The organism is Acinetobacter sp. ANC_7634 (assembly GCF_056779875.1).
The window spans coordinates 57,491-82,712 of the sequence record NZ_JBWYIT010000011.1 but is presented as its reverse complement, the minus strand read 5'-3'; the positions used below and the strand labels follow the sequence as shown (position 1 = coordinate 82,712).

The 25,222-nt window shown below is 38.8% G+C and carries 18 protein-coding genes; 10 read left to right on the top strand and 8 right to left on the bottom strand.

Annotated features, from left to right (window positions below; translation table 11 throughout):
* Positions 1–142 precede the first annotated feature (142 nt).
* Positions 143–1,675, bottom strand: coding sequence for a TerC family protein (locus tag AC1M9A_RS11715; protein ID WP_092767773.1), 1,533 nt, complete (start codon positions 1,673–1,675; stop codon positions 143–145).
* Between the two features lie 556 nt (positions 1,676–2,231).
* On the opposite strand from AC1M9A_RS11715, the gene AC1M9A_RS11710 reads away from it, so the two are divergent.
* The gene (locus tag AC1M9A_RS11710; RefSeq protein WP_035266085.1) at positions 2,232–2,696 is read left to right on the top strand and encodes a MarR family winged helix-turn-helix transcriptional regulator; all 465 of its coding nucleotides are present in this window, start codon (positions 2,232–2,234) and stop codon (positions 2,694–2,696) included.
* 17 nt (positions 2,697–2,713) lie between these two features.
* Here AC1M9A_RS11710 and AC1M9A_RS11705 read toward each other — a convergent pair whose 3' ends face one another.
* The 5 genes from AC1M9A_RS11705 to AC1M9A_RS11685 form a co-directional block, all read right to left on the bottom strand.
* Positions 2,714–3,379 carry an SOS response-associated peptidase gene (locus AC1M9A_RS11705; protein WP_481592103.1) on the bottom strand — a complete coding sequence of 222 codons (666 nt, stop codon included), beginning with the start codon at positions 3,377–3,379 and terminating at the stop codon, positions 2,714–2,716.
* A gap of 59 nt (positions 3,380–3,438) precedes the next feature.
* Positions 3,439–4,887, bottom strand: coding sequence for an aldehyde dehydrogenase family protein (locus AC1M9A_RS11700; protein WP_481610269.1), 1,449 nt, complete (start codon positions 4,885–4,887; stop codon positions 3,439–3,441).
* A gap of 91 nt (positions 4,888–4,978) precedes the next feature.
* Complete coding sequence (locus tag AC1M9A_RS11695; RefSeq protein ID WP_092767767.1) at positions 4,979–7,141, bottom strand: malate synthase G; 2,163 nt, start codon at positions 7,139–7,141, stop codon at positions 4,979–4,981.
* A 354-nt stretch (positions 7,142–7,495) separates the two neighbouring features.
* On the bottom strand, positions 7,496–8,638 hold the full coding sequence (gene zapE, locus AC1M9A_RS11690) for a cell division protein ZapE (protein ID WP_481587652.1): 1,143 nt from the start codon (positions 8,636–8,638) through the stop codon (positions 7,496–7,498).
* Positions 8,639–8,738: 100 nt separating this feature from the next.
* A complete protein-coding gene (locus tag AC1M9A_RS11685) occupies positions 8,739–9,749 on the bottom strand; it encodes an AraC family transcriptional regulator (RefSeq protein ID WP_481610268.1) in 1,011 nt (336 codons plus the stop codon).
* A gap of 155 nt (positions 9,750–9,904) precedes the next feature.
* On the opposite strand from AC1M9A_RS11685, the gene AC1M9A_RS11680 reads away from it, so the two are divergent.
* Entirely contained in the window at positions 9,905–11,425 is a 1,521-nt protein-coding gene (locus AC1M9A_RS11680; RefSeq protein WP_481610267.1) for a flavin-containing monooxygenase, read from the top strand.
* A 38-nt stretch (positions 11,426–11,463) separates the two neighbouring features.
* On the opposite strand, the gene AC1M9A_RS11675 is transcribed toward AC1M9A_RS11680, so the two are convergent.
* The gene (locus AC1M9A_RS11675) at positions 11,464–11,946 is read right to left on the bottom strand and encodes a glutathione peroxidase (RefSeq protein ID WP_035266096.1); all 483 of its coding nucleotides are present in this window, start codon (positions 11,944–11,946) and stop codon (positions 11,464–11,466) included.
* Entirely contained in the window at positions 11,943–12,362 is a 420-nt protein-coding gene (msrB, locus tag AC1M9A_RS11670; protein ID WP_035266138.1) for a peptide-methionine (R)-S-oxide reductase MsrB, read from the bottom strand. Before msrB ends, AC1M9A_RS11675 begins: the two co-directional genes overlap by 4 nt.
* 151 nt (positions 12,363–12,513) lie before the next feature.
* Between msrB and AC1M9A_RS11665 the strand changes: the two genes are divergently transcribed.
* The 8 genes from AC1M9A_RS11665 (at position 12,514) to antA (ending at position 25,221) form a co-directional block, all read left to right on the top strand.
* Complete coding sequence (locus tag AC1M9A_RS11665) at positions 12,514–13,749, top strand: pyridoxal phosphate-dependent aminotransferase (RefSeq protein WP_481587655.1); 1,236 nt, start codon at positions 12,514–12,516, stop codon at positions 13,747–13,749.
* Between the two features lie 186 nt (positions 13,750–13,935).
* On the top strand, positions 13,936–14,994 hold the full coding sequence (locus tag AC1M9A_RS11660) for a type II asparaginase (protein WP_481610266.1): 1,059 nt from the start codon (positions 13,936–13,938) through the stop codon (positions 14,992–14,994).
* A gap of 173 nt (positions 14,995–15,167) precedes the next feature.
* Entirely contained in the window at positions 15,168–18,746 is a 3,579-nt protein-coding gene (gene dnaE, locus AC1M9A_RS11655; RefSeq protein ID WP_481610265.1) for a DNA polymerase III subunit alpha, read from the top strand.
* Positions 18,747–18,759: 13 nt separating this feature from the next.
* Positions 18,760–19,602 carry an RNA methyltransferase gene (locus tag AC1M9A_RS11650; protein WP_481610264.1) on the top strand — a complete coding sequence of 281 codons (843 nt, stop codon included), beginning with the start codon at positions 18,760–18,762 and terminating at the stop codon, positions 19,600–19,602.
* The gene (gene cysE, locus AC1M9A_RS11645; protein WP_035266113.1) at positions 19,595–20,407 is read left to right on the top strand and encodes a serine O-acetyltransferase; all 813 of its coding nucleotides are present in this window, start codon (positions 19,595–19,597) and stop codon (positions 20,405–20,407) included. The genes AC1M9A_RS11650 and cysE overlap by 8 nt, the downstream gene beginning before the upstream one ends.
* A 110-nt stretch (positions 20,408–20,517) precedes the next feature.
* Positions 20,518–21,435 carry an ABUW_2363 family tetratricopeptide repeat lipoprotein gene (locus AC1M9A_RS11640; protein WP_092767751.1) on the top strand — a complete coding sequence of 306 codons (918 nt, stop codon included), beginning with the start codon at positions 20,518–20,520 and terminating at the stop codon, positions 21,433–21,435.
* Positions 21,436–21,550: 115 nt separating this feature from the next.
* Positions 21,551–23,554: an esterase/lipase family protein gene (locus tag AC1M9A_RS11635; RefSeq protein WP_481610290.1), complete on the top strand. Its 2,004-nt coding sequence runs from the start codon at positions 21,551–21,553 to the stop codon at positions 23,552–23,554.
* Between the two features lie 230 nt (positions 23,555–23,784).
* Positions 23,785–25,221, top strand: a complete 1,437-nt coding sequence (gene antA, locus AC1M9A_RS11630; RefSeq protein ID WP_035266117.1) for an anthranilate 1,2-dioxygenase large subunit — start codon at positions 23,785–23,787, stop codon at positions 25,219–25,221.
* The last annotated feature ends 1 nt before the right edge of the window (position 25,222 follow it).

Here is a 25,222-nt window from a genome sequence, read left to right as displayed (position 1 = left end):
TCTGACATTCCTTCGCTATAAAACAGATTGCAATATGTTTAGCATCTTATCTCATATTTCATACTACGACTTCGCTAACTCCATACCTTATATAGAAATTTAAGCAAAAAAAAGCTCCAATAAGGAGCTTTTTTATTAGAGTTTAAAGCGTGATTTTAACGGTTTTAATTCGATTATCTTCCATTTCTAGAATTTCGAAATTAACCCCTTGGTGTTCAATCAACATACCAACTTCAACCGCCCCACTCGTTTTATCTAAAATCAGTCCTGCAACACTAAAGTAACCTGAGTCTTCTTGCACCAGATCTAAATCTAATATATCGAGCGCCAGCTCTAATTGATATAAATCTAACATACCAGACGCCTTCCAAGTGGTATCATCGATTTTAACCAATTCAAGCTGTTCATCAGCATCTGGGAATTCACCAGCAATTGCTTCAAAAACATCTAATGGTGAGATTAAGCCTTGAATATTGCCATATTCATTTGTAACAAGTACCAATGAACCTTTAGAAGTTCTTAATGTATTAATTGCATCAATCACTTTCATTTTTTCATAAATGAAAATAGGACGGACACGTTTCATCAAATCTTTTAGTTGATCTGGATCATCTAATGCATCAATCAATTCTTTTGCACGTACAATCGTGATGACTTTATCCAATTGTCCACGACAAACTGGGAAAAGACTATGAGGTACAGCTAATACCTGTTCACGAATTGCTTCGGCATCGTCCTCAATATTAACCCAAGAAATTTGATTTCGAGGTGTCATAATTGAAGCAACTGAACGTTCAGCAAGTGATAGCACACCACCAACCATATAACGCTCTTCATCACCAAAAGCTTGTTGAATTTCTTCAACTTCTTTGGATGTTGCAATATCGGCATCCAATTTACTGCCCATCAATTTCAAAATTGAATCTGCAGTTCGATGACGTAACGGGATCTTCGCTTGATTTTTTTCAAGATTACGATTCGAAAATTGATTGAATGCTTCAATTAGAATTGCAACACCAATACCTGAATAAATATAACCTTTAGGGATATGGAATCCAAAACCTTCAGCGATTAGACTTACACCGATCAATAACAAGAAACTTAAACAAAGGATAACTACCGTAGGATGACGGTTAACAAACGTAGTTAACGGTTTTGATGCAATTAACATGACAACCATAGCCACAATCATCGCAGCCATCATCACGTAAATATTATCCACCATACCAATCGCAGTGATCACTGAGTCGAGTGAAAATACCGCATCAAGCACAACGATCTGAGCCACAACTGCAGCAAAACCAGCGTATACGACATTGTTATTCGTTTTAATCTCGGGTTTACCCTCCATTTTTTCATGGAGTTCATTGACAGCCTTATACACAAGGAATAGACCACCAAACAGTAATATCAAATCCCGACCTGAGAATGTTTTTCCAAAAATTTCAATCAATGGTTGAGTTAAAGTCACTAACCACGAGATCGCAAAAAGTAGACCTAGACGCATTAATAATGCGAGGGATAAACCGATTACACGGGCTTTATCACGTTGTTCTGGAGGAAGTTTTTCTGCAAGTATCGCAATAAATACTAAGTTATCAATACCTAAAACGATTTCAAGAATGATAAGGGTAATTAACCCTATCCAAATGCCAGGATCCAATAAAAATTCCATATTAGATCTCCTGGTTCTTATTATTTAAGATAATGTAAGAAGCTAAATTAGGCCAACACGGCGACGGGTCCATATATAAAGTTACCTTTTCAGAAATGATGAAACTATTATGCATAAGAATTTTATTTTGTAATTACTTTTTTTATGTTCAAAACAATTTTTTATGTAAATTTAGATCATATCTTTAGTCGTAATTGCCATCCTTGAATAGTCTTTGACATTTTCGACACAAAAAAAAATATCAGTGCCAAGTTATAGTTCCTATATTTTTCAATAGAATTTGGTCAGCGTGGAATTGACATAAAGATATAATCATGAAGATCAGAATAGCTGTATTTTTCGAATCTTCTGTTTTGATACACATAAAGATATTTACAGATCATTGAAATATGTTTTATAAAACTGAAGTCAATAGGTGTCATACCTTTTGTCTGATTTAAGGTAAGCGCTTGAACATAAGTTGATTATTTGAACATAGTTCTTTTAATATAGGTTATGCTTCATGTAATATTTAAATTAATAAAAACAATTAAGTTACACTGACAAGGACGTAGCGATGTCAAAAAAATATGCAAAATTTTTACCTTCATCTGAAAATTTTGAACTCGAAAATTTTCCATTCTATTGGATCACTCAAGTCCATTCTCAGTATGTACTGAATGTTGACCATGTGCTCAAAAAGTATGGCGTTGATAATTCTCGTCGACGTTTGCTTGTCGCATTGTCTACTAAACCAGATGCAAGTGTTTCAGAACTCTCTGACATGATTGTGTCAAAAATGTCGACGACTACAAAAATCGTTTACCGTTTAAAAGATGAAGGAATGGTTGACACTTACTCGTGTGAAAACGATGCCCGTATTACGCGTGTGGTACTAACACCAAAAGGTTTAGAAATGACAAAAAAAATTAATGACCTGATGAGTGTGGTTCTTGAACAAACATTTGAGGGATTAACCCCACTTCAAATTGAAAAACTAATGGAAAGCTTAAAGCATATTTTCAAAAATTTAGCGCATTAATTTTCCTAAACTTTAGATTAAAGCCCATCATCAAACATATTGAGTTGGGCTGTATTGTTCTGCCGTGGTTTTGGACAATAAAAACATTCAAATTCCCCTACTGGAAAGCCTTCAACAAAGTTCTGAATGTCGGGGGATTTTAAACTCAACCACTGATCTAATTTATGGTGCGGAATAATAATTACTGACCGTTTAACATCTCCAGGCTCATGAAAATCCTTCATCATTTCGTGATGAATAGCATCCATGGTAATCATCGTTGCTGAACGATAAATAATTTGATCAATTTTCGTGATTTCATACAACGCTGCGATAAAAAATGCCTGACCATCTTTTCTTCTCACACCCCATCGTTGCGGTCGTCCATTAATATATTTTGCTTCATAAAACTCAGTGACTGGAATTACACCAAATTTACATTTTTCAAATGCTTCTTGAAAACTTCTTTTTTCGCTTAATGTTTCATTGCGTGCATTATAGGTTTTCTTCGCTATTTCTGTATCAGTTGCCCATTTTGGTATAAAACCAAAATTAACTAACCTCCACTCGTAGCTATGATCAGATTTAAATAATAACGGGGTTTCGTAGCTTGGATAAACCTCTTCCACATATTCAAATGAAATATGTGGAAGTTCTAATGCTTGGATTTGATGCGCTTGTATTGGCTTAAAGTTGGCACACATAGCATAATTTTCAATACTATAAAAAACTTAGGCTATTATAGCCGATCCAATTCAGTTCATTATGATGATATTGGTACTGTCATCCAGTGTGTACGCGTGAATTCATCCATAATCCAATGCCCATTAAAGCGCCCTAATCCAGAGTTCTTTTCTCCACCGAATGGTGCATTAGCATGGTCCGCGACACTTATATCATTAATATGTGTCATTCCAATATCGAGTTTTGAAGCGATTTCTACTCCGCGCTCAATATCAGATGCACATACAGCACCAGATAAACCAAACGGTGTGTCATTGGCGATTTTTATTGCATGTGCTTCATCATCTGCTCTGATGATCGGCAGAATTGGTCCGAAGCTTTCCTCTTGAGCAATTGCATATGTCGGCAATACATCGATAAACACATGAGGTGAAACCAAATTATTCTCAATACCCCCAGCATAGACCAACTTAGCACCTTCTATTTGAGCCTGATCAATGATTCGTTGATGCTGTTTCACTTGTGTATTATTAATAATAGGTCCTATAAGCGTCTCATCAAGATTAGGATCACCCACAGGAATATCTTTGACTTTGTTTAAAAGCTTTTCAACATATTCATTGTGAATCGATTGATCTACGATGACACGATTAGTGCTCATACAGATTTGACCTTGGTGAAGGAAGCGCCCCTTGATCGTCAAATCGACTGCCAAATCTAAATCTGCATCTTTAAGAATTAATAATGGCGCATTCCCCCCAAGCTCTAAAGCAAGTCGTTTGATTCTAGAGCTGGCCATCGCTTTAGCACCAACATTTTGTCCTACTTCTGTAGAGCCAGTGAATGAAATCATCTTCGGGATAGGATGCTCGACAAAATAATCCCCTATTTCACTACCACTACCCACAATGACATTCAGTACACCAGCGGGCACACCCGCCTCTTCAAACAATTTCCCTAATAATGTTCCACCTGTAACAGGTGTGTCACTCGCAGGTTTTAGTACCACTGTATTTCCACATGCGATTGCGCAAACAACCGATCGCATTGACAAATGAAATGGAAAATTCCAAGGGCTAATGACAGCAATAACACCCAACGCTTTGCGTTGATAAAAACTTTTTCTCGCAGGATCTTTACTTTCTAGCTGAACAGTTTGGATTTGATCAGGAAAAGTGAATGATTCTGAGATAATACCAAGCGCAGCACCTACTTCAATATTTGCCTTGAGACGCGTACTTCCAGACTCGGTAATCAGCCAATCTATAATTTCGTCTTTACGTAATTGTATGATGTCATGCAGCTTCTGAATGATTTTCTTGCGATCTATAGCAGAGGTAATTAAGCCAAGATCAAATGCTTGTTGTGCTGCAGAAAAAGCGAGATCAACATCAGACTGATTCGCCGCTTGAATTTGGTGTATTTCTTTTAAATCAAATGGATTAAAATTTTGTATGACACGCTCTGAAGAGCCTTTTAACCAAAAACCGTTAATATACTGTTGATTTAAATTTGAATATCGCGTCATTTTATGTCCCTCTACATGCCACTTTTTACCCAATGGTCAACTATTTTACACAATCGTAAAAAAAGCCTCCGGAGAGGCTTTTTTATTTTAATTAGTCACCAGTATAACCTTTAAGCTTCAAGCGGTAAGCATGAAGTAATGGTTCTGTATAACCTGATGGTTGTTCAGCACCTTTAAACACTAAATCATATGCTGCTTGGTAAGCATAACCGTCAAACCCAGGCGCCATTGGTGTGTACGCTGGATCGTTCGCATTTTGCTCATCTACAATTTTAGCCATACGTTGCATTACTTCTTCAACTTGCTCTTTAGTCACGATACCGTGACGTAACCAGTTAGCAACGTGTTGAGATGAAATACGTAAAGTTGCACGGTCTTCCATCAAACCAACGTTGTTGATGTCTGGAACTTTAGAACAACCAACACCCAAATCAACCCAACGAACAACATAACCAAGAATACCCTGAAGGTTATTTTCTAACTCTTTGGTTTTCTCTTCATCAGTCCAATTCGTATCAGTCGCTAATGGTGGAGTTAATAAATCATCTAAAGGTAATGCTTCAGTTTTTAACAACTCTTGTTGACGCGCTGAAACATTACATTGGTGATAGTGAATCGCATGAATTACAGCACCAGATGGTGATGGAACCCAAGCACAGCTCGCACCAGCTTCAGGATGCTCAATTTTGGTTTTATACATATCTAAAAGCATATCTGGTTTAGGCCACATGCCTTTACCAATTTGTGCTTTGCCACGTAAGCCTGCTTGTAAACCAACCATCACGTTACGGTTTTCATATGCAGGGAACCAAATTTGAGATTTAACTTCACCCTTACGAACGAATGGACCTGCTTCCATAAAGGTATGGATTTCGTCACCTGTACGGTCCATGAATCCTGTGTTAATGAAGATGGTACGATCTTTCGCTTGAGCAATACAGTTTTTCAAGTTTACAGAAGTACGGCGCTCTTCATCCATGATCCCGATTTTAAGCGTTTTTGCTGGCAAACCTAGAGCTTGTTCTGCACGCTCAAATAGTTCAACTGCAAATGCAACTTCTTCAGGGCCATGCATCTTAGGTTTAACGATATACATAGAACCTTTACGAGAGTTCTTGATTTCATTTTGACCTTTGATGTCAGCAAACGTTAATAACGGTGTGATCAATGCATCCATGATACCTTCATAGATTTCTTGACCATCCACTAGGATCGCCGGGTTCGTCATCAAATGACCAACGTTACGAAGAAGCATCAATGAACGACCGTGTAAAGTTGTTTCGCCACCGATCAGATTTTTGTGGGTACGGTCTTTGTTTAAAGCACGAGTAATGGTTTTACCATTTTTCTCGATTTTCTCTTCCAAAGTACCCTTCATCAAACCTAACCAGTTACGGTAGCCTTCAACTTTTTCTTCAGCATCAACCGCAGCAATTGAGTCTTCCAAATCTTGGATCGTTGTTACCGCAGATTCTAAAACAAGATCTTTTACGCCAGCAGCATCCGTTTGACCAATTGGGCTTGTCGCATCGATTTCAATGATGACATGCAAACCATTATTTAATAAAACGATTTCTGTCGGCGCAGACTCTTCACCATTAAAACCTACAAATTGAGCTTCTTTAGCCAAATTCGTTGTGCTGCCATCTTTAAGCGTTACCACTAATTTTTTTGCTTCAACAGCGTATTTCGTAGCATCCGCATGTGATCCATTTGCTAAAGGGAAAGTTTCATTTAAGAAATTTTTAGCAAAAGCGATAACTTTTTCGCCACGAACAGGGTTATACCCCTTACCTTTTTCTGCACCGCCTTCTTCCGAGATGACATCGAAACCATACAATGCGTCATATAAAGAGCCCCAACGAGCATTTGCAGCGTTCAAGCAGTAACGTGCATTACGTACAGGCACAACCAATTGTGCACCCGCCAATAGTGCGATTTCTTCATCTACATTTTCAGTTGTAATTTGAAAATCTTCTACTTCTGGTAATAAGTAGCCAATTTCTGTCAGGAAAGCTTTGTAAGCTCCTAATTCAAATTTATTATTGCGGTGCCATTCATCAATTTTCGCTTGAATGTCATCACGCTTAGCCAAGAGTGCTTTATTTTTTGGGCTAAGATCAACAACGACTTGTTCAAAGTTTTTCCAGTAAGTTTCACTGTCTAAACCAGAACCTGGTAGTGCTTCATTTTCGATGAAATCGTAGAGTTCTTTAGCAATCGCTAACTTGCCTTTCTGAATACGTGCAGTCATTGTCTTTCCTGATATTGCTACTTTTTATACAAGAGAATCTAGTATACCCATTTATAAATTGCTGAATAGTAATATCACATTGCTAAATAGTGATCATTTATTATAGACACCAATCAGATGAGACTTTTGATCTATTACTTATTGAGTCGTTTTAATTCAACAATCTAATTACAGTGTATAAAGTTTTATAAAGGTAGAAATTAGACTTAAGTGCCAATTTCCATCAAATCTGATTTAATTTAAACCAATATGTCTATTTTCTCTACGCTTTTAAGCGACGATTTCAAATTTATTCCACTCCAAATAAAAAAACCCAAACATCATCTGTTTGGGTTCGTTTTTGAATTTTCACATTTATTCTGCAGGCATATCAATTTGTCGATGCGCAGATTGTAAATAGTCATCTGATTGCATTTCGAGTAAGCGTGAACGTGTGCGTTCGATTTCAAACGCTAATTTTTCGCCACTATATATATCAATGATACTGGCATGTGAGGTTAGTAATAATTTAACACCACGATCATAGAACTCATCGACTAAATAAATGAATCGGCGTGTTCCTTCTGATAAATAATCATTCAGATCGGGAACATTACTGACTAGGACAGTGTTATAAGTGTTCGCAATTTCGATAAAGTCCGCAGGACTTCGTGGCTTCATACAGAGTTCAGAAAACTCACACCATAATACATCTTCAGTATGACCAATTGTATCGACATTACGTCCATTAATGATGATCGGTTCTTCACTCACATTTTGAGCACTGGTTAATGCTGAAAAACGTTGTGCCATCCATACCTGATTATCATGGCTTAAAGGTGATTTGAACAACTGCGCTTGTTTCAGTACACGCAAACGATAGTCAACACCTGCATCCACATTCAAAATGACACAATTCTTTTTTACCATTTCAATCGTTGGAATAAAGCGGTCGCGATGAATACCGTTCTTGTATAAACCATCTGGTGCAATGTTTGATGTCGCAACAAGTGTAATTCCACGAACAAATAGCTTTTGGAATAAATCACTTAAAATCATCGCATCCGTGACATTTGATACAAAGAATTCATCAAAACAGATCACAACCGCATCTTTGTAAATTTGATCAGCAACGATGTCGAGTGGATTTTGCTGTCCTGAATTTTTATTTAACTCTTTATGCACATATTGCATAAAATGATGGAAATGCATACGCGTCTTACGACGGAATGGTATCGCATCATAAAACTGGTCCATCAACCAAGTTTTTCCACGCCCAACACCACCCCACATATAAACACCCTTCGGGGCTGTTTGACGGCGAAAACGTCGAAACGCTTTTTTAGAAGCTTTATATCGTAAGATCAGTTCTTCCCAAACACGATTAAGTTCATGTACAGCTTGAGCTTGAGCATCATCAGGCATAAATTGTCCTGACGAAATTGCGTGAGCATAACGTTCTGCAGGTGATTGCGGAGTGTGACTTAAACTATTTTGCGAAGAATGAGAATGGAACATAGATATTGATTACTTTTTTAGGCCGTCGGAAGTATAACGAATATTTAAAAAAATGATAAATAACACTTTGGCATATACCATTTGAGCATACATGCTGAGGTCATTTCCCATACTGTCGTGGACTTTGTCCAAACCATCTTTTAAAAGCATGGTTAAATGCTGCAGGTTCTGAATATCCAAGCATTTCAGCTATTACTTCGATTGAATACTCTTTGTACTCAATTAATCGAAGCGCTTTCTCTCGAATGAGTTGCTCCCGTATTTGCTTATAGCTTGTATCCAGTTGGTTAAGCTGATGTCGCAAAGTACGCTCTGGAATATTCAATGCTTGAGCAGTTTCTGCCATTGTTGGAATCTGCCCCGTTTGTAAATCCAAATAATCGTGAATTCTTTGAATCAAATGGTGTTGATTCAATTGTTGTGCATTCAATCTTTCGATTTCAGCATTACATCTTTGTTGATGGACATTAAATGTGATTTGATCAGCTGAAGGCAACTTCAATTCTAAAATTTCTGCATCAAAAATCAGTCGAAATTTATCATGTTCAAACCGAACTTGCGCACCGAAATAATCCAAATACTTGTTTAAAAAGATGGATTCTTTGGGTCGTGAAAACGGCAATTCAATCTGCACTTCAGGAAAAGGCAATCCTATCATTTTGTAGATGTCTTGCACGAATTTAACCGTACCTGAAATTTCACATTGAGCCCTGAACTCATCAACTTCATTTTGTAAATTGAGAGGTTCATAACATAAAGCCGCATAGACACTCGTCTGCTCTAATGTAAGTCTACCCGATAAATGGGTAAGCGCTTGATAGCGTATTCCATTTGTGAGAGCCGCACCGACATTCGGGCTTGTGACCAACAGCATAAGAAGCGGACCATAGCCTGCGAGCGCATAATGTTGACCGACATCCAAACCAAGCAGCGGGTTAACCCCTTTAGCAATAATTCTTTGAATGATTTGTTCTAATTCAGGTTGAATCGTTGAACTCGGATCTAAGGCATCCGCCTTTAAACCGACAGCTTCCAATCTTTCGTCTACATTTATTCCGACCTGTCGCATACCCTGTATGAGATACAACAAACCGAGAATCGACCTTTTCATAAAACAGAATTTTAAAATTAAAGTTGCATATGTTTTACCCTAAAAAAAAGGGAAAGGATATTGCCGAAAATATCAATATTAAATGTCAATGAAATCATGTCAGTTTCAATCCAGACTGCTTATGATAGCTTCAAATAATATGAACGAGTATTAAAATGGAAGTTAGATCAGATCAGCTAGATACAAATTCAGTCGACTTGACTGAAACGCAATTCATCAAGAAAAATACTAAAATTGCGATTATCGGCGCCGGATTTGGAGGATTAGCCACAGCGATTCAACTTCTTAAACGCGGTATCAAAGATTTTGTTATTCTTGAAAAAGCTACAGATGTAGGTGGTACTTGGCGCGAAAATCAATATCCGGGTGCTGCATGTGATGTTCAGTCTCATATGTATTCGTTATCTTTTGCCCCCAAATCTGATTGGACAAAACGATATGCTGAAGCACCTGAAATTTTCCAATATATTCAAGATCTTATTCAAGAATATGATTTAAAAAAATTTATTCAATTTGATACCGAAGTCATTTCGACACGCTTCGATAAGCAAGCTCATGCGTGGGAAATATCCATCAAGAATCAAAGTGCTCTACACAGTCAATTCCTTATTTTTGCCTCTGGTCCATTGCATATTCCTCAAATTCCAAAGATTAAAGGTATCGAAAAATTTAAAGGCGAAGTATTCCACTCATCATCTTGGAATCATGCTTATGACCTGAATGGTAAACGTGTAGCCAGTATCGGCACAGGTGGAAGTGCAATTCAATATATTCCTGAGATTGCACCAAAAACCAAACAGTTATACGTGTTTCAAAGAACTGCTGCATGGGTAATACCGCGCGATGAACGTGCTTATAATGCTTTAGACAAAAAACTGTTTGCCCAATACGACTGGTTTAGAAAATTGCATCGAGCGCGCTTGTATTGGTCAAATGAATCACGCGTAGTTCCGATTGTAAAACCTCAAATGATGCGACTGGGTCAAAAACTTGCAGAAGCTTTTATTCGCTTCCAAGTCAAAGATAAAGAAATAGCAAAAAAATTGACACCAGATTACACCATGGGGTGTAAAAGAATTTTGGTATCAAATCGATATTTCCCAACATTTAATCGCAAGAATGTAGAGCTCGTGACGGACAGCATCCAAGAAATTACTGAAAATGCGATTGTTACCAAAGATGGGCAAGTACGAGAAATAGATTGCTTAATTTACGGTACTGGTTTTATTACTGATCCACGAATTTATTTAAAAGATTTTAAATGTTATGGTGAAAATGGTATTGAGTTGAAAGAAGCATGGAAAGAGGGTGCTGAAAGCTACTATGGAATTTCTACCAAAGGATTTCCAAATCTCTTTCAACTTTTAGGCCCGAATACTGTTTTAGGTCATAACTCTGTAATTTTTATGATCGAATCTCAAGTGAATTACATTCTACAACTGATTGAAGCTGTAGAAAAATCCAAAACCAAAGCAATCGTGGTCAAAGATGTAGTCCAAGAAGAATTCAACCGTAAAATCCAAGAAAAATTTGCAGGCACAGTTTGGCAATCTGGCTGTGTGAGTTGGTATCAGCAAGAAGGCGGAAAGAATTTTTCACTTTGGCCGAGTTATACATGGAAGTATTGGCTAGAAACCAAAAATGCAAATCTAGCCGATTACCGTTTCTTGAATTAAATGAATAAAAAAAATCAGCTCAATTGAGCTGATTTTTTTTACTGAGCCAGCGCTTTTTGAATATCATCTTCAATGCTTTCTGGTTTAGTTGTAGGTGCATATCGATTAAGCACTTTGCCATCTTTTCCAATCAAAAATTTGGTAAAGTTCCACTTAATTCCACTTCCTAAAATGCCTTTGCTGTTGTTGGTGAGATACCGAAAAATCACATGGGCTTCAGGACCTTTTACATCCACTTTAGCGAACATCGGAAAGGATACACCGTAATTTCTCTGGCAAAAACTACCAATTTCTTCGTGCGTACCCGGATCTTGCCCACCAAATTGATTACACGGAAATCCTAATACCTCAAAACCTTGATCTTTATACTTTTCATACAGCGCTTCCAACCCTGCAAATTGTGGCGTAAATCCACATTTGCTGGCTGTGTTGACTATCAATAGCACTTTACCTTCATAGTCCGAAAATTGCTTATTTTCCCCTTCTAGCAATTCTGCCTCAAATTGATAAATATTGGTCATGGATAGGTTTCCTCATCATTTTTTTCTTGGGTTTTTAATTCTAATGAAGCTGAGTTTACACAATAGCGAAGACCTGTAGGTTCAGGTCCATCCTCAAAAACATGACCTAGATGTGCGTCACAATGATGACAAACAATCTCAGTACGAATCATGCCATGTGAGTGATCGTCATGTTCTTCAATGACTGTTTGGTTGATTGGACGATAAAAACTAGGCCATCCACAACCACTGTCATATTTGGTTTCTGAAGTAAATAAAGGTTCGCCACAGCAACGACAAACATAAGTTCCTTCTTGTTTGGTATTCCAATATCGCCCTGTGAAAGCAGGCTCAGTTCCCTTTTGACGGGTAATGCGATACTCCTCTGGTGATAACTCTCTTTGCCATTCTCGGTCTGTTTTATTGAGTTTTCCCATGATTAACTCCTTTAAATCTTTGACATTCAATGTCATGCTTCAGTACCTTCATATTTACGCTAGAGCTTGAAAAATTTCTAGCTAAATTTCTACATAGATTGTGATATTTAGTAATCTATTTTTATTCACTCAAAAATAATTGGATGGGAATATGTCCGTTTTAGGTAACACTACTCCACGCGAAATTAAGAAATCGTCTAAGCTCGAGCATGTATGCTATGACATTCGTGGACCTGTGTTACGCGCCGCCAACGAAATGGAAGAAGCCGGACATAAGATAATTAAACTCAATATCGGCAACCCAGCGCCCTTCGGTTTTGAAGCACCTCAAGAAATTATCAATGATGTTGCGTTGAACTTACCAAATGCAATTGGCTATACAGACTCAAAAGGGATTTTCCCTGCCCGCAAAGCGGTTTGTCAGTACTATCAACAAAAAGGTATTTTCAATATGCATGTCAATGACGTTTATATTGGGAATGGTGTTTCTGAGCTGATTGTAATGGCTATGCAAGGCCTGTTAGATGACGGCGATGAAATGCTGGTGCCAATGCCAGATTATCCATTATGGACTGCTGCCGTTAATCTTTCTGGTGGTACTGCAATCCATTATAAATGTGATGAAGAAAACAATTGGTATCCTGATATTCAGGATATGGAAAACAAAATTACGCCTAATACTCGTGGGATCGTGATTATCAATCCGAACAACCCAACGGGTGCTGTTTATCCACGTCATGTCTTAGAAAAAATTGTCGCTCTTGCAAAAAAATATGACCTGATTTTATTTGCTGATGAGATCTACGATAAGATCGTTTACGATGGAATCGAACATGTATCGGTCGCTGCCCTTGCGGGTAATCAACTGTGTATTTCATTTAACGGATTATCTAAATCCTATCGAATTGCTGGATACCGTTCAGGCTGGATGGCAATTACGGGGGATAAGACACGTGCAGCAGATTATATTGAAGGTCTAGACATGCTCGCGTCAATGCGCCTGTGTGCTAACCATCAAGCTCAATATGCTATTCAAACTGCATTGGGTGGCTACCAGTCTATCAACGATTTAATTCGTCCAGGTGGTCGTTTGTATGAGCAACGCAATATTGCTTGGCAAATGTTGAATGAAATCCCAGGTGTAAGCTGTGTTAAACCTGAAGGTGCAATGTATTGTTTCCCTAAACTTGATCCTGAAATTTATCCGATTCAGGATGATGAACAGTTTATGCTTGACTTCCTCAAAGCAGAAAAAGTGTTATTGGTTCAAGGTACAGGATTCAACTGGCCTACCCCTGATCATTTCCGTGTGGTGTTCTTGCCTGCTGAAAATGAACTTCGTGAAGCGATTAACCGTCTAGGAAGATTCTTGGCGAAAATGCGTTAATTCAGTCGTTTTATGTGAATGATGTATTTAAAACCCCCAGATTTCAATGTGGGGGTTTTATATTTAATATTTTGATTATTTCATGATATTAATTTCATTTTGATTATATACAAGCACCCTTCTTTTCCTTTATCGTGATTAAGCATTATCCATGCACAATACTATAAAAAACATTTAGGAAAAAAGATGAAAAAGACGCTAACCGCACTGACTCTATCGATTGGCTTGTTATTACCCCTAACGAGCTTTGCTAAAAATAACGTTGTCGTCGTTGCAACTGGGGGAACGATTGCGGGTGCTGGTGCAAGCTCAACCAACAGCGCCACTTACACTGCCGCAAAAGTTCCAGTGGATGACTTACTGAATGCCGTTCCTCAAATTAAAGATTTAGCCAATGTGAGCGGCGTACAAGCAATGCAGGTTGCTTCTGAAAGCATTACAGACAAAGAATTACTTTCCCTTGCCCGCCAAGTCAATGATTTGGTTAAAAAGTCAGATGTAAATGGCGTTGTCATTACACATGGCACAGATACTTTAGAAGAAACCGCTTTTTTTCTTAATCTAGTCGTACAAACGGAAAAACCTATTGTTGTTGTCGGCTCAATGCGCCCATCGACGGCTTTATCTGCGGATGGCCCACTAAATTTATATAGTGCAGTTGCTCTGGCAGCAGACCCGAGTGCAAAAAATAAGGGGGTGTTCGTCCTTATGAACGATAGTATTTTTGCAGCTCGAGATGTGACTAAAGGCATTAATATTCATACTAATGCCTTTTTAAGCCAATGGGGAGCTTTAGGGACGTTGGTAGAATCTAAACCTTATTGGTTCCGAAGTTCTGTTAAGCGATTTAATCAGCGGTCAGAATTTAATATCGAGAATATTAAGGGTGATACACTCCCATTAGTTCAAATTGTCTATGGCTCTGGCAACATGATTCCTGATGCTTATCAAGCGTATGCCAAGGCTGGGGTTAAAGCCATTGTCCATGCAGGTACAGGAAACGGCTCAGTCGCGAAAAATATTGTTCCCACGCTGAATCAACTTCAGCAAAGTGGTATACAAATTGTACGTTCTTCACGAGTGCCACAAGGATTCGTTCTCCGTAATGCCGAACAGCCAGATGACAAATATGGTTGGGTAGTTGCACATGACTTCAACCCTCAAAAAGCTAAAATTTTAACCGCGCTTGCTTTAACCAAAACCAAAGATGCAAAAGAAATACAACGCATGTTCTGGGAATATTAAGCCCAATTTTCATGTTATAAAAAAGTGCCGAATGGCACTTTTTTTGATTGATATAAAATCGCCTTTATTCAAATCGAAGATAATTTGTGCGAATCATATAAAATATCGTGGATTCTCAGCTCTAAATCACTTTGCATGATAAAATACGCTCTGCTCTTGTAAAGGACTCATCTATGCAGTTTGTTCATCTCGGTGTTCATACAGAATTTTCTATTACTGAATCAATCGTACGTATACCTGATCTAATGAAGTCTGCTGTACAGGATTCTATGCCTGCACTCGCGATGACAGATTTATCGAACTTACATGCAGCAGTGAAGTTTTATACCTCGTGTCTTAAAAAAGGGATTAAACCTATTTTAGGAAGTGTGATTCGTTTGAATGATGAATCACATCGTATGACTTTACTGGCGATGAATAATGAGGGTTGGCGTAGTTTAACTGAAGTAGTATCGCGCGGCTTTATTGAAGGACAACAACTCAGTATCCCGTGTGTAAAAAAAGAATGGGTGTTAGAACAAGCGCCGGGCATGATTGCACTTTTAGGGATTAAAAGTGATGTTGGAGAAATGCTGTGTTCAAGTAGCCCTGAAAAAGCTGAACCCTTACTTGAAGCTTGGATCGAAAAATTTGGCAATCGTGTCTATTTAGCACTCACGCGCACCAATCGCCCACAAGAAGAAGATTTTATTATTGAAGCTGTTAAATTAGCCGCAAAATATCAAATCGGTGTTGTCGCTCATAATGATGTTCATTTTATTAGAGAAGAAGACTTTGAAGCCCATGAAGCGCGCGTCTGCATCGCAGATGGCTATGTTTTAGGTGATAATCGTCGTCCACGTACTTACAGCCCTGAGCAATATTTCAAAACAACAGCGCAAATGGTGGAGTTATTTGCTGATATCCCCAGTGCTATTCAAAATACAGTTGAAATTGCTAAACGCTGTAATGTGACACTTCGCTTAGGTAAATACTTTTTACCTGACTATCCAATTCCTGAAGGTCATACAATTGATACCTTCTTTGCCCATTTGTCTAAAGAAGGATTAGAAGAACGTCTTAATCACCTTTATCCTGTGGAGAAACGTGGAGAAGACTGGCCTGAAATTCGCAAAGAATATGACGATCGATTAGATTTCGAAATCAAGATCATTAACTCGATGGGATTCCCAGGTTACTTCTTGATTGTCATGGACTTCATTCAGTGGTCCAAGAACAATGGCGTACCTGTAGGCCCGGGCCGTGGTTCAGGTGCAGGCTCATTAGTTGCATACAGTTTAAAAATTACAGATTTAGATCCACTACCATACGGACTTCTTTTCGAACGTTTCTTAAACCCTGAACGTGTTTCGATGCCAGACTTTGACGTGGATTTTTGTATCGCAGGTCGTGATCGTGTAATTGATTATGTAGCACGAACTTATGGGCGTGACGCTGTATCTCAAATTGCAACCTTTGGTACGATGGCAGCGAAAGGTGCAATTCGAGATGTTGCACGAGTTTTAGGTAAGTCTTACGGCTTAGCAGATCGTATTTCTAAAATGATCCCGACTAAACCTTTGGGTTTAAGTTTAGAAGAATCTTTAGAAGCCGAACCACAACTTAAAGATATTGTAACCAACCCATCCAACCCAGATTATGAAGATGCATCAGAAATCTGGGAAATGGCGCTTAAACTTGAAGGAATAACGCGTAACACTGGTAAGCACGCAGGTGGTGTTGTAATCGCACCGACCAAGATTACGGACTTCTCAGCTGTACTGTGTGACGAAGATGGTACCGGTCGTGTCGCTCAATTTGATAAAGACGATGTTGAGGCGGCAGGACTTGTTAAATTTGACTTCTTGGGATTGCGAAATCTTACTGTAATTGAAGATGCTATTCAGCACATTAACCAACGATTGAAGTTTGATATACCTCTAAAGATTGAGAATATTCCGCTAAATGACAAAGCTGCATATTCGATATTTGCCGAAGCAAATACCACTGCGGTATTCCAATTTGAATCCGTGGGCATGAAAAAAATGCTCAAGGAAGCACGCCCAAGTAAATTTGAAGAAATTATTGCTTTCGTGTCATTGTACCGCCCGGGCCCAATGGATCTAATTCCAGACTTTATTCATCGTATGCATGGTGGAGAGTTCGAATACTTACATCCCCTATTAGAAGGTGTCTTAGAACCTACCTATGGGATTATGGTATATCAAGAACAGGTTATGCAAGCAGCTCAGTATTGTGCCGGATATAGTCTAGGTGGTGCGGACTTACTTCGTCGTGCGATGGGTAAAAAGAAACCTGAAGAGATGGTTAAACAACGCCAAATCTTTATTGAAGGTGCTGCAAAAAAAGATATCGATGAGCAAACGGCGAACCATATCTTCGACTATATGGAAAAATTTGCAGGCTATGGTTTCAACAAATCACATGCTGCAGCCTATGCATTAGTGGCTTATCAGACGGCTTGGTTAAAAGCACACTATCCTTCTGAGTTTATGTCCGCTGTACTGACTTCGGAAATGCAAAACACGGATAGTATCGTATTCTTGATTGATGACTGTCGTAACAATGGTCTCGACGTGTTACCACCTTCCGTCAATATGTCGATTTATCAATTCCATGCAATTGATGAAAAAACCATTGTATATGGTCTAGGTGCAATCAAGGGTGTTGGTGAAGCAGCTATGCAATCCGTCATTGATTCACGTAAGCAACTTGGACCTTATAAAGATTTATTTGATTTCTGCCATCGCATTGATCTGAAGAAAATCAATAAACGTACACTTGAAGCTTTGATTCGCTCAGGAGCCTTAGATTGTCTCGGACTTGAACGCGCGACTTTAATGGCTCAATTGCCTGAAGCTGTACAAGCTGCCGAACAAGCTCGTTCAAATCGCGAAACTGGCATTATGGATTTATTTGGTGAAGTTGAAGAAGTTCAACGTAAACCTACTAAACCTGTAAAACCTTGGTCTGATGAAGTCCGTTTAAAAGGTGAAAAAGACACCTTAGGTTTATACTTAACGGGACACCCGATTGATGTGTATCGCCCCGAGTTAAAAGCATTTATTTCTAACAAAATTAATGAGCTGACTCCAACACGTCGTGGCGTGACTACAGTATTTGCCGGCTTGGTTGTGGATGTCGCAAATTTCCCTAACCGCATGATGATCACACTCGATGATGGTACTGCTCGAATTGAAGTCTCAGCAAATCATGAACGCTTCCAACGTTTTAAAGACATTATTGTGAATGAAAGAGTGATCGTGATTGAAGGTGAAATTTATGAACGTGAAGGCTTCGACCGTCCGATGGGACGTCTTACAAAAGCGTTTACATTAAATGAAATTCGTCAAAAACGTGCGAATCACATCCTCATCAAATTACAACCTGAGCATATTCAGCCAAATCTTGGTCAAGAGCTTTCGCAGATCATTCAACCATTTTGTAATGTAGATATGTGTCAGCATGTGCCATTACAAGTACAACTCGACTTTCCATATGCAACGGCTGATTTTCATTTACCACCGCAATGGAATGTCGCACCACTCGATGACTTATTGTTCAAACTGCGCGACTATTTTGGTAAAGAGGCCTTACATGTGGAGTATCATGTCAAGTCAAAAGCTGCACGTTCCCACGCCGTGGAACCAAAATCAGAACCAGTCATCACATCACATGCCTCTCCACCTGACCAGATCAGTATGGATGAAGCAATGGATCAATACATGACGGAAGTCAGTCAATACTCTTAATTTTGGAAGATTTATGAATTTAATTGATAATGCTGCTGTCTCAGCGCATTTGTCTCATGTGCGTATTGTCATGGTGAATACTACCCTGCCTGCGAATATCGGTAGCGCACTTCGAGCAATGAAAACCATGGGGCTTTCAAAATTGGTTTTAGTAGCACCTAAAACTTATCCTCATCCTGATATTGATGCACTTGCAGCAGGTGCAACCGATTTAATTGATCAAATTCAGATTGTAGAAACGCTTGATGAAGCCATCGCAGATTGTCATTTAGTCTTTGGTACAAGTGCTCGTAGCCGAACTATTCCATGGCCTTTATTAGATGCTCGGCCTGCTGCTGATAAATCGATGCAAGCGGTGATCAAAGAACAACAAGAAATTGCCGTAATATTTGGGCGTGAAGATCGCGGATTAACAAATGAAGAGTTGGCCTTGGCGAATTACCATGTGACCATCCCTGTGAATACAGACTATGGGGTACTCAATGTCGCTCAAGCCATTCAAATTATTTGCTATGAAATGCGAATGGCGACCACGGCTCTCATGGAACAAGTTGAAGATCCTCAAGCAGTTATGAAAGTGACTGATGAAGATTCTATGCATTGGGATGAGCCGTTGGTAACACATCAACAGATGGAACAATTTTATCCTCATTTTGAAAAAATGTTGCACGAAATCGAGTTTTTAGACCCAGAAAACCCACGATTATTGCCTTTACGCTTGCGTCGCTTATTCGGACGTATACAATTAGATCGTATGGAGTACCATCTTCTTAGAGGTATTTTCAGTCGTGTTCAGGCATTGAACAATGGCACATGGAAAAAGTCAGATTCTAAAGAGAAATCAAAAGATGCTTAAACAGCTTAAAGAAGATATTCAAGCTGTGTTTGCCCGCGATCCTGCGGCGCGCAACACATTTGAAGTTTTAACCACTTATCCAGGAATTCACGCACTGATTATGCATCGTGTTGCGCATGAGCTTTGGAAAAAAGAGTGTAAAACTTCAGCCCGCATGCTGTCTTCTTTTAGTCGTTTTGCAACTGGTATCGAAATTCACCCAGGTGCCAAAATTGGCAAACGTTTTTTTATTGATCACGGTATGGGTGTGGTCATTGGGGAAACAGCTGAAATTGGTGATGATGTGACGCTCTATCATGGCGTGACATTAGGTGGCACCACTTGGAATAAAGGCAAACGTCACCCAACTTTAGAAGATGGTGTAGTCGTTGGCGCAGGTGCGAAAATTTTAGGACCATTTACCGTGCATAAGAATGCGAAGGTGGGTTCGAATGCTGTGGTCACTAAAGAAGTCCCTGAAGGTGCTACTGCCGTAGGTAACCCAGCGCGATTTATTATTAAAAATCAGCAAAAAGATTTGGACAAAGAATCCGAACGACGCAATTATGCAGAAAGCATCGGTTTTCAGCCTTATGCGACAACCCAAGATCAATCAGATCCTATGTTAGAAGGTATGCGAGTATTATTGGATCGTATACAGCACAATGAAAAGCGCATGAACACTCTATGTCAGCGACTTTCATTACTTGATCCAACATTTAATAACGCTCAAAGTAATGGACAACCATTTAGTGCTGAAGAGTTAAAAATCATTGACGAAGTTCGTCGTGAGTGCGAAGCTCAAACTGCACAATCAAAAGCTTAATGTATAAGTTTGACTAAGTTAGGTGAATCTGAGTTGCATGTTGTTTCGACTTTTCATAGACTCAGATACAACCTGAACTAGAATTTAAAAACATAATATTGGAAGAAAATATGACGATTAAGCCCCTTATTGCCACCATGATCGCTGTTTCATTATTGAGTGCTTGTAGCTCTCCAGCAGTTAAAAAACAATCTAAAACAAACGATCCAATCGTCTTTTCTGAGCCTGATTTAAGTGCGCCATTTTATGCATTAAATCCTTTTAATTATAGCCAACCTCCAGTATTCGAGCTTGAACTAAAAAAAGCTGCTGCTGCACCACTTCAAAAACTTGAGGTGACTGATCCAAATAATCCAAACAGAAAGATGATCCTCGACCAAAACAAATTAATCGTACCGACTGTGAATAGTTCACAACGTGCGATGAAATACACGGTTTTAGCGGGTCAAAATGAAATCGATATTACAGAAATTGATGACTTCCTCCAGATGGTTGAAGGTAAAGCACGTCACTATCCTCCTCGCTTTACAGATCGTCAAGAACGTCGTGGTTTTGAAGCTAAATTACGTGAAGTTTCAGCTCAACTAGATACTTTAGCAGCCAAAGATAACGCGTCATTCGATATTTTAATTCGTGCATTTAAAGCAAGTATATTGGGTCGTAACCTTGATCTTGGTTCTGCTTATACCACTAAATCATTAAAATATGCACAACAAATCCTTAAGATCAACAAAGAAGACGCTGAAGCTAACTTCTGGTTTGGTTTCTCTTTGTCTGAAGGTGGTGGTCAAAAAGAAGCTATTCCATATATCGATAAGGCCATCAAAGCGGGTGTTCAAGAAGCTTATCTCGTAGCTGTTAATAACTACCTCGCATTGAGCCAAAAGAAAAATGCAATCACAACTTTAAAAAATTACAAAGTGAAATATCCTGAAGAAACTGAAGTTGCTGACCGCTTGATTCAAGAAATTGAGAAACAAGGTCGTTACAATGTTTGGCAAATTTTAAACAATCCAGCGAAATCATAATCTTATTAAAAAAAAAATAGACTGATCATTCAGTCTATTTTTTTTAGCACTTATTTTTATCTCCCTAAAAATAACGTATGCTCAGCGTTAATGATTCATGCTGACAGTTAAAAATATGTTTATGATGAACAATAAATACATCGGCGTCCTACTGCTCGCAACACCACTATTTATGACAGGTTGCCAAGTCGTCAGTGTAAAAAATCAAGCGCTTAATGTTTCGATCGCGAATGAACGAGATAGCATATTAACGCGTAAAAAAATGAGTGAAGCGAGTCTGAATGTCCTCTCCATGACAGGCAGTGAGGCTGAAAGTTGTTCTAATGATCCAGATAAATGCGTATCTGATCTAAAAAAAATAAAACAAATTCAAGATGAACAACTTTATTCAACTGCAAGTGAAGCATATTTGACACGGGCATTAACCCTCAGTAATTCTTCTGATTGTAATACCAGTTTAATTAATAAATATCAGTCAGAAGAAAAGCAAAAACTTCATCAAGAAAACTATAGTCAATGTCTCGACCAACAGTTAGCAATGCTTGATAAAAGTATTCGTTATAGTTATGCCTATCTATTCAAGACAAAACGCCAACCAAGCGACCGTATTTTCGATAATAGACAAGTTCAAATACGAGATTTCTACAATCAAGCCTTGGCGAAAATGGTGATGACCTATGGTATGCGCTATACGGGTGAAAAAGTTCCCAAACAAATAAAAATTAGTGAAAGCATTTATACCATCAACTATGACCATTACCCTCAGATTGCTAATCAAAAATTAGATAGCCTGCTTTCAAGCTACAATCTCAATTTTAGTGGCCTGCGTTCGATTAACCGTCGGGATGGTTTCGGTGCGGAATTTGTGGCAACGCTGCCAGCGCCAGAGCGAAATAGTGATTCAGGTAAATATATTGTAGATCCATTAAATCACGCTTATAAAAATGGTCGTAATCCTAACATTCATCCACCACGTTATCTTTCAGTCACGATGACCGCTGAGCCTGCGCGTCAGAGTAATGTAGAGGATATTCTGAATGACCCGCATTTCACCCTGAATATTTATGATCCTTATGGATTAGATCAATTAAAAGTAGGTGGAAAAGTTTATCCCTTAGCTGCGAATTACTCTGCACCTTATGGTTTGTGGCTTGCCGAAAATAACTTAGGTGCTGCTGCATATTTGAGTTTGATTGATCGTGACAATACAATCACAATGCCTCATCTCTTTATGCTCGAACCCTATAATCCAAACAAAAAAATTATTGTTTTGGTGCATGGACTTGCAAGCAGTCCAGAAGCTTGGATTGCATTAACCAATGACATTATGGGAGATAATGTTCTAAGAGAGCATTATCAAGTTTGGCAAGTATTTTACTCAACCAATATGCCAATTTTAGAAAGTCGCTTTCAGGTGAATGCGATCATTCAACAAGCATTTAATTCACTTGATCAATCTACAGCATCAGCTAAAGATGCAGTTCTGATTGGACATAGTATGGGTGGTATTATTTCAAGATTATTAGTGAGCCAAGCTGATTTAACACAACCTGCATTGTCTCAATTAAAAAATTCTCAAATTAGCCGCTTTAAGAATGAACCTTTATTTAAAGCTCGTTTACAAATCAAACCTGTGCCACAGTTCAATCGTGCTATTTTCTTAGCAGCACCTCATCGAGGTACAGATTATGCTGATCGTTGGTTTACACGAGCTGCGCGTAAAGTGATCAAGTTGCCAGGTGCATTTTTGGGTGCATTTGCTGAATCGCTCTCAGATAAAGATATTAATATTAAACATTTTGTCAAAGACTTAGGTCATGGATTGATTCAAAATGGTCCGAGTGATCTGAGTCACAACTCTCCTTTCACCAAATTAACCTCACCTGTGACGCCAATTAAAGGATTTAAATTTCACTCCATCATGGGGAATGTGACTGAGAGTAAAGATCCTACTGTTATGTCAGATGGGATCGTGCCTTATCAGAGTGCGCATCTTAAAGGGGCACAATCTGAGATTATTATCAAAGGTGGTCACTCAATTCAGGAAACGCCTGAAGCTGTTTTGGAATTAAGACGAATCCTAAGACTTCATTTGACAGAGCTTGGAATTGCCAAATAACGATTTCCTTTAGCTTCTATCAGCCGATGTATCAAAGATGCATCGGCTTTTTGTTTTTATAGTCCCAAAGGACGACTTTTGAATCCCACTCATATTTTTAACTACCTTCTCCATAAAATATTTGAGAAAAAATGGATAACGATTAGAACAAACTGGATAGCCTGACTCCGTTAATCACTGTTCAATAGATTCAAAGATAAATGAAATCAAGTGATATAAGGAGTTAGACCATGGGATCTCGTAGCAGCATCGAATGGCATGATTTTATTGAAGGATGTATCGATTTTCGACCAGAGGATGGCGTCTATCGTATCGCACGTGACATGTTTACTGAACCAGAACTTTTTGATCTAGAAATGGAAATGATCTTTGAAAAGGTGTGGATCTACGCGTGTCATGAAAGTGAAATTCCAAAACCAAATGACTTTGTCACTGTTCAAATTGGTCGCCAACCGCTCATCATTAACCGTGATGGTCAAGGTAATTTAAATGCAATGGTCAATGCCTGCGAGCACCGTGGTGCTACATTGACCCGAGTTGCTAAAGGTAATCAATCCACATTTACCTGCCCGTTCCATGCTTGGTGTTACAAATCGGATGGTCGCCTCGTAAAAGTTAAAGCTCCTGGTGAGTATTGTGATGACTTTGATAAATCATCACGAGGTCTAAAAAAAGCACGTATTGCAAGTTATAAAGGATTTGTCTTCGTTAGCTTAGATACAACAGCTACAGACACCTTAGAAGATTATTTAGGTGATACACGTGTTTTCCTTGATCTTATGGTTGAACAATCACCTACAGGTGAATTAGAAGTTTTACCGGGTAAATCAGCATATACCTTTGCTGGAAACTGGAAGCTACAAAATGAAAATGGTGTAGATGGCTACCACGTAAGTACTGTTCACTATAACTATGTCTCTACAGTTCAATATCGTCAGCAACTGAATGCACAAAAAGGGACAGGACCAAAGGACACACTTGATTACAGTAAATTAGGTGCTGGTGATGACACAACTGATGATGGTTGGTTCTCATTTAAAAATGGTCATAACGTTTTGTTTAGTGACATGCCTAACCCAACTGTACGTCCTGGTTACGCAACTGTGATGCCATATCTGGTTGAAAAATATGGTCAAAAACGTGCTGAATGGGCAATGCATCGTCTCAGAAACTTGAACTTATACCCAAGCCTTTTCTTTATGGATCAAATCAGTTCGCAACTTCGTATTATTCGTCCAGTTGCGTGGAATAAAACTGAAGTCATTAGCCAGTGTATTGGTGTTAAAGGTGAGTCGGCTGAAGCACGTCGTAACCGTATTCGTCAATTCGAAGATTTCTTCAACGTATCGGGCTTAGGCACACCTGACGATTTAGTCGAATTCCGTGAACAACAGCGTGGTTTCCAAGCTCGTTTAGAACGCTGGAGTGACATTTCGCGCGGTTATCACAAGTGGAATTATGGCGACAGCCCGAATGCTCAAACATTAGGGATCAAACCAGTCATCACGGGTACTGAAATCACTCAAGAAGGTTTATATGTCAATCAACACCAAGTTTGGCGCGATCTCATGTTAAAAGGCTTAAAAAATAAAGCACTTAAACTCACTGAAGATACTTCTGAACCACACGAATGCCCTGCATCACAAGCGACAACTGAGGAGGCTTAAT

Excerpts from the sequence above, each read along its gene's own strand:
- AC1M9A_RS11715 (WP_092767773.1), bottom strand. The coding sequence starts at position 1,675 with ATGGAATTTTTATTGGATCCTGGCATTTGGATAGGGTTAATTACCCTT.
- AC1M9A_RS11710 (WP_035266085.1), top strand. The coding sequence starts at position 2,232 with ATGTCAAAAAAATATGCAAAATTTTTACCTTCATCTGAAAATTTTGAA.
- AC1M9A_RS11705 (WP_481592103.1), bottom strand. The coding sequence starts at position 3,379 with ATGTGTGCCAACTTTAAGCCAATACAAGCGCATCAAATCCAAGCATTA.
- AC1M9A_RS11700 (WP_481610269.1), bottom strand. The coding sequence starts at position 4,887 with ATGACGCGATATTCAAATTTAAATCAACAGTATATTAACGGTTTTTGG.
- AC1M9A_RS11695 (WP_092767767.1), bottom strand. The coding sequence starts at position 7,141 with ATGACTGCACGTATTCAGAAAGGCAAGTTAGCGATTGCTAAAGAACTC.
- zapE (WP_481587652.1), bottom strand. The coding sequence starts at position 8,638 with ATGTTCCATTCTCATTCTTCGCAAAATAGTTTAAGTCACACTCCGCAA.
- AC1M9A_RS11685 (WP_481610268.1), bottom strand. The coding sequence starts at position 9,749 with ATGAAAAGGTCGATTCTCGGTTTGTTGTATCTCATACAGGGTATGCGA.
- AC1M9A_RS11680 (WP_481610267.1), top strand. The coding sequence starts at position 9,905 with ATGGAAGTTAGATCAGATCAGCTAGATACAAATTCAGTCGACTTGACT.
- AC1M9A_RS11675 (WP_035266096.1), bottom strand. The coding sequence starts at position 11,946 with ATGACCAATATTTATCAATTTGAGGCAGAATTGCTAGAAGGGGAAAAT.
- msrB (WP_035266138.1), bottom strand. The coding sequence starts at position 12,362 with ATGGGAAAACTCAATAAAACAGACCGAGAATGGCAAAGAGAGTTATCA.
- AC1M9A_RS11665 (WP_481587655.1), top strand. The coding sequence starts at position 12,514 with ATGTCCGTTTTAGGTAACACTACTCCACGCGAAATTAAGAAATCGTCT.
- AC1M9A_RS11660 (WP_481610266.1), top strand. The coding sequence starts at position 13,936 with ATGAAAAAGACGCTAACCGCACTGACTCTATCGATTGGCTTGTTATTA.
- dnaE (WP_481610265.1), top strand. The coding sequence starts at position 15,168 with ATGCAGTTTGTTCATCTCGGTGTTCATACAGAATTTTCTATTACTGAA.
- AC1M9A_RS11650 (WP_481610264.1), top strand. The coding sequence starts at position 18,760 with ATGAATTTAATTGATAATGCTGCTGTCTCAGCGCATTTGTCTCATGTG.
- cysE (WP_035266113.1), top strand. The coding sequence starts at position 19,595 with ATGCTTAAACAGCTTAAAGAAGATATTCAAGCTGTGTTTGCCCGCGAT.
- AC1M9A_RS11640 (WP_092767751.1), top strand. The coding sequence starts at position 20,518 with ATGACGATTAAGCCCCTTATTGCCACCATGATCGCTGTTTCATTATTG.
- AC1M9A_RS11635 (WP_481610290.1), top strand. The coding sequence starts at position 21,551 with ATGTTTATGATGAACAATAAATACATCGGCGTCCTACTGCTCGCAACA.
- antA (WP_035266117.1), top strand. The coding sequence starts at position 23,785 with ATGGGATCTCGTAGCAGCATCGAATGGCATGATTTTATTGAAGGATGT.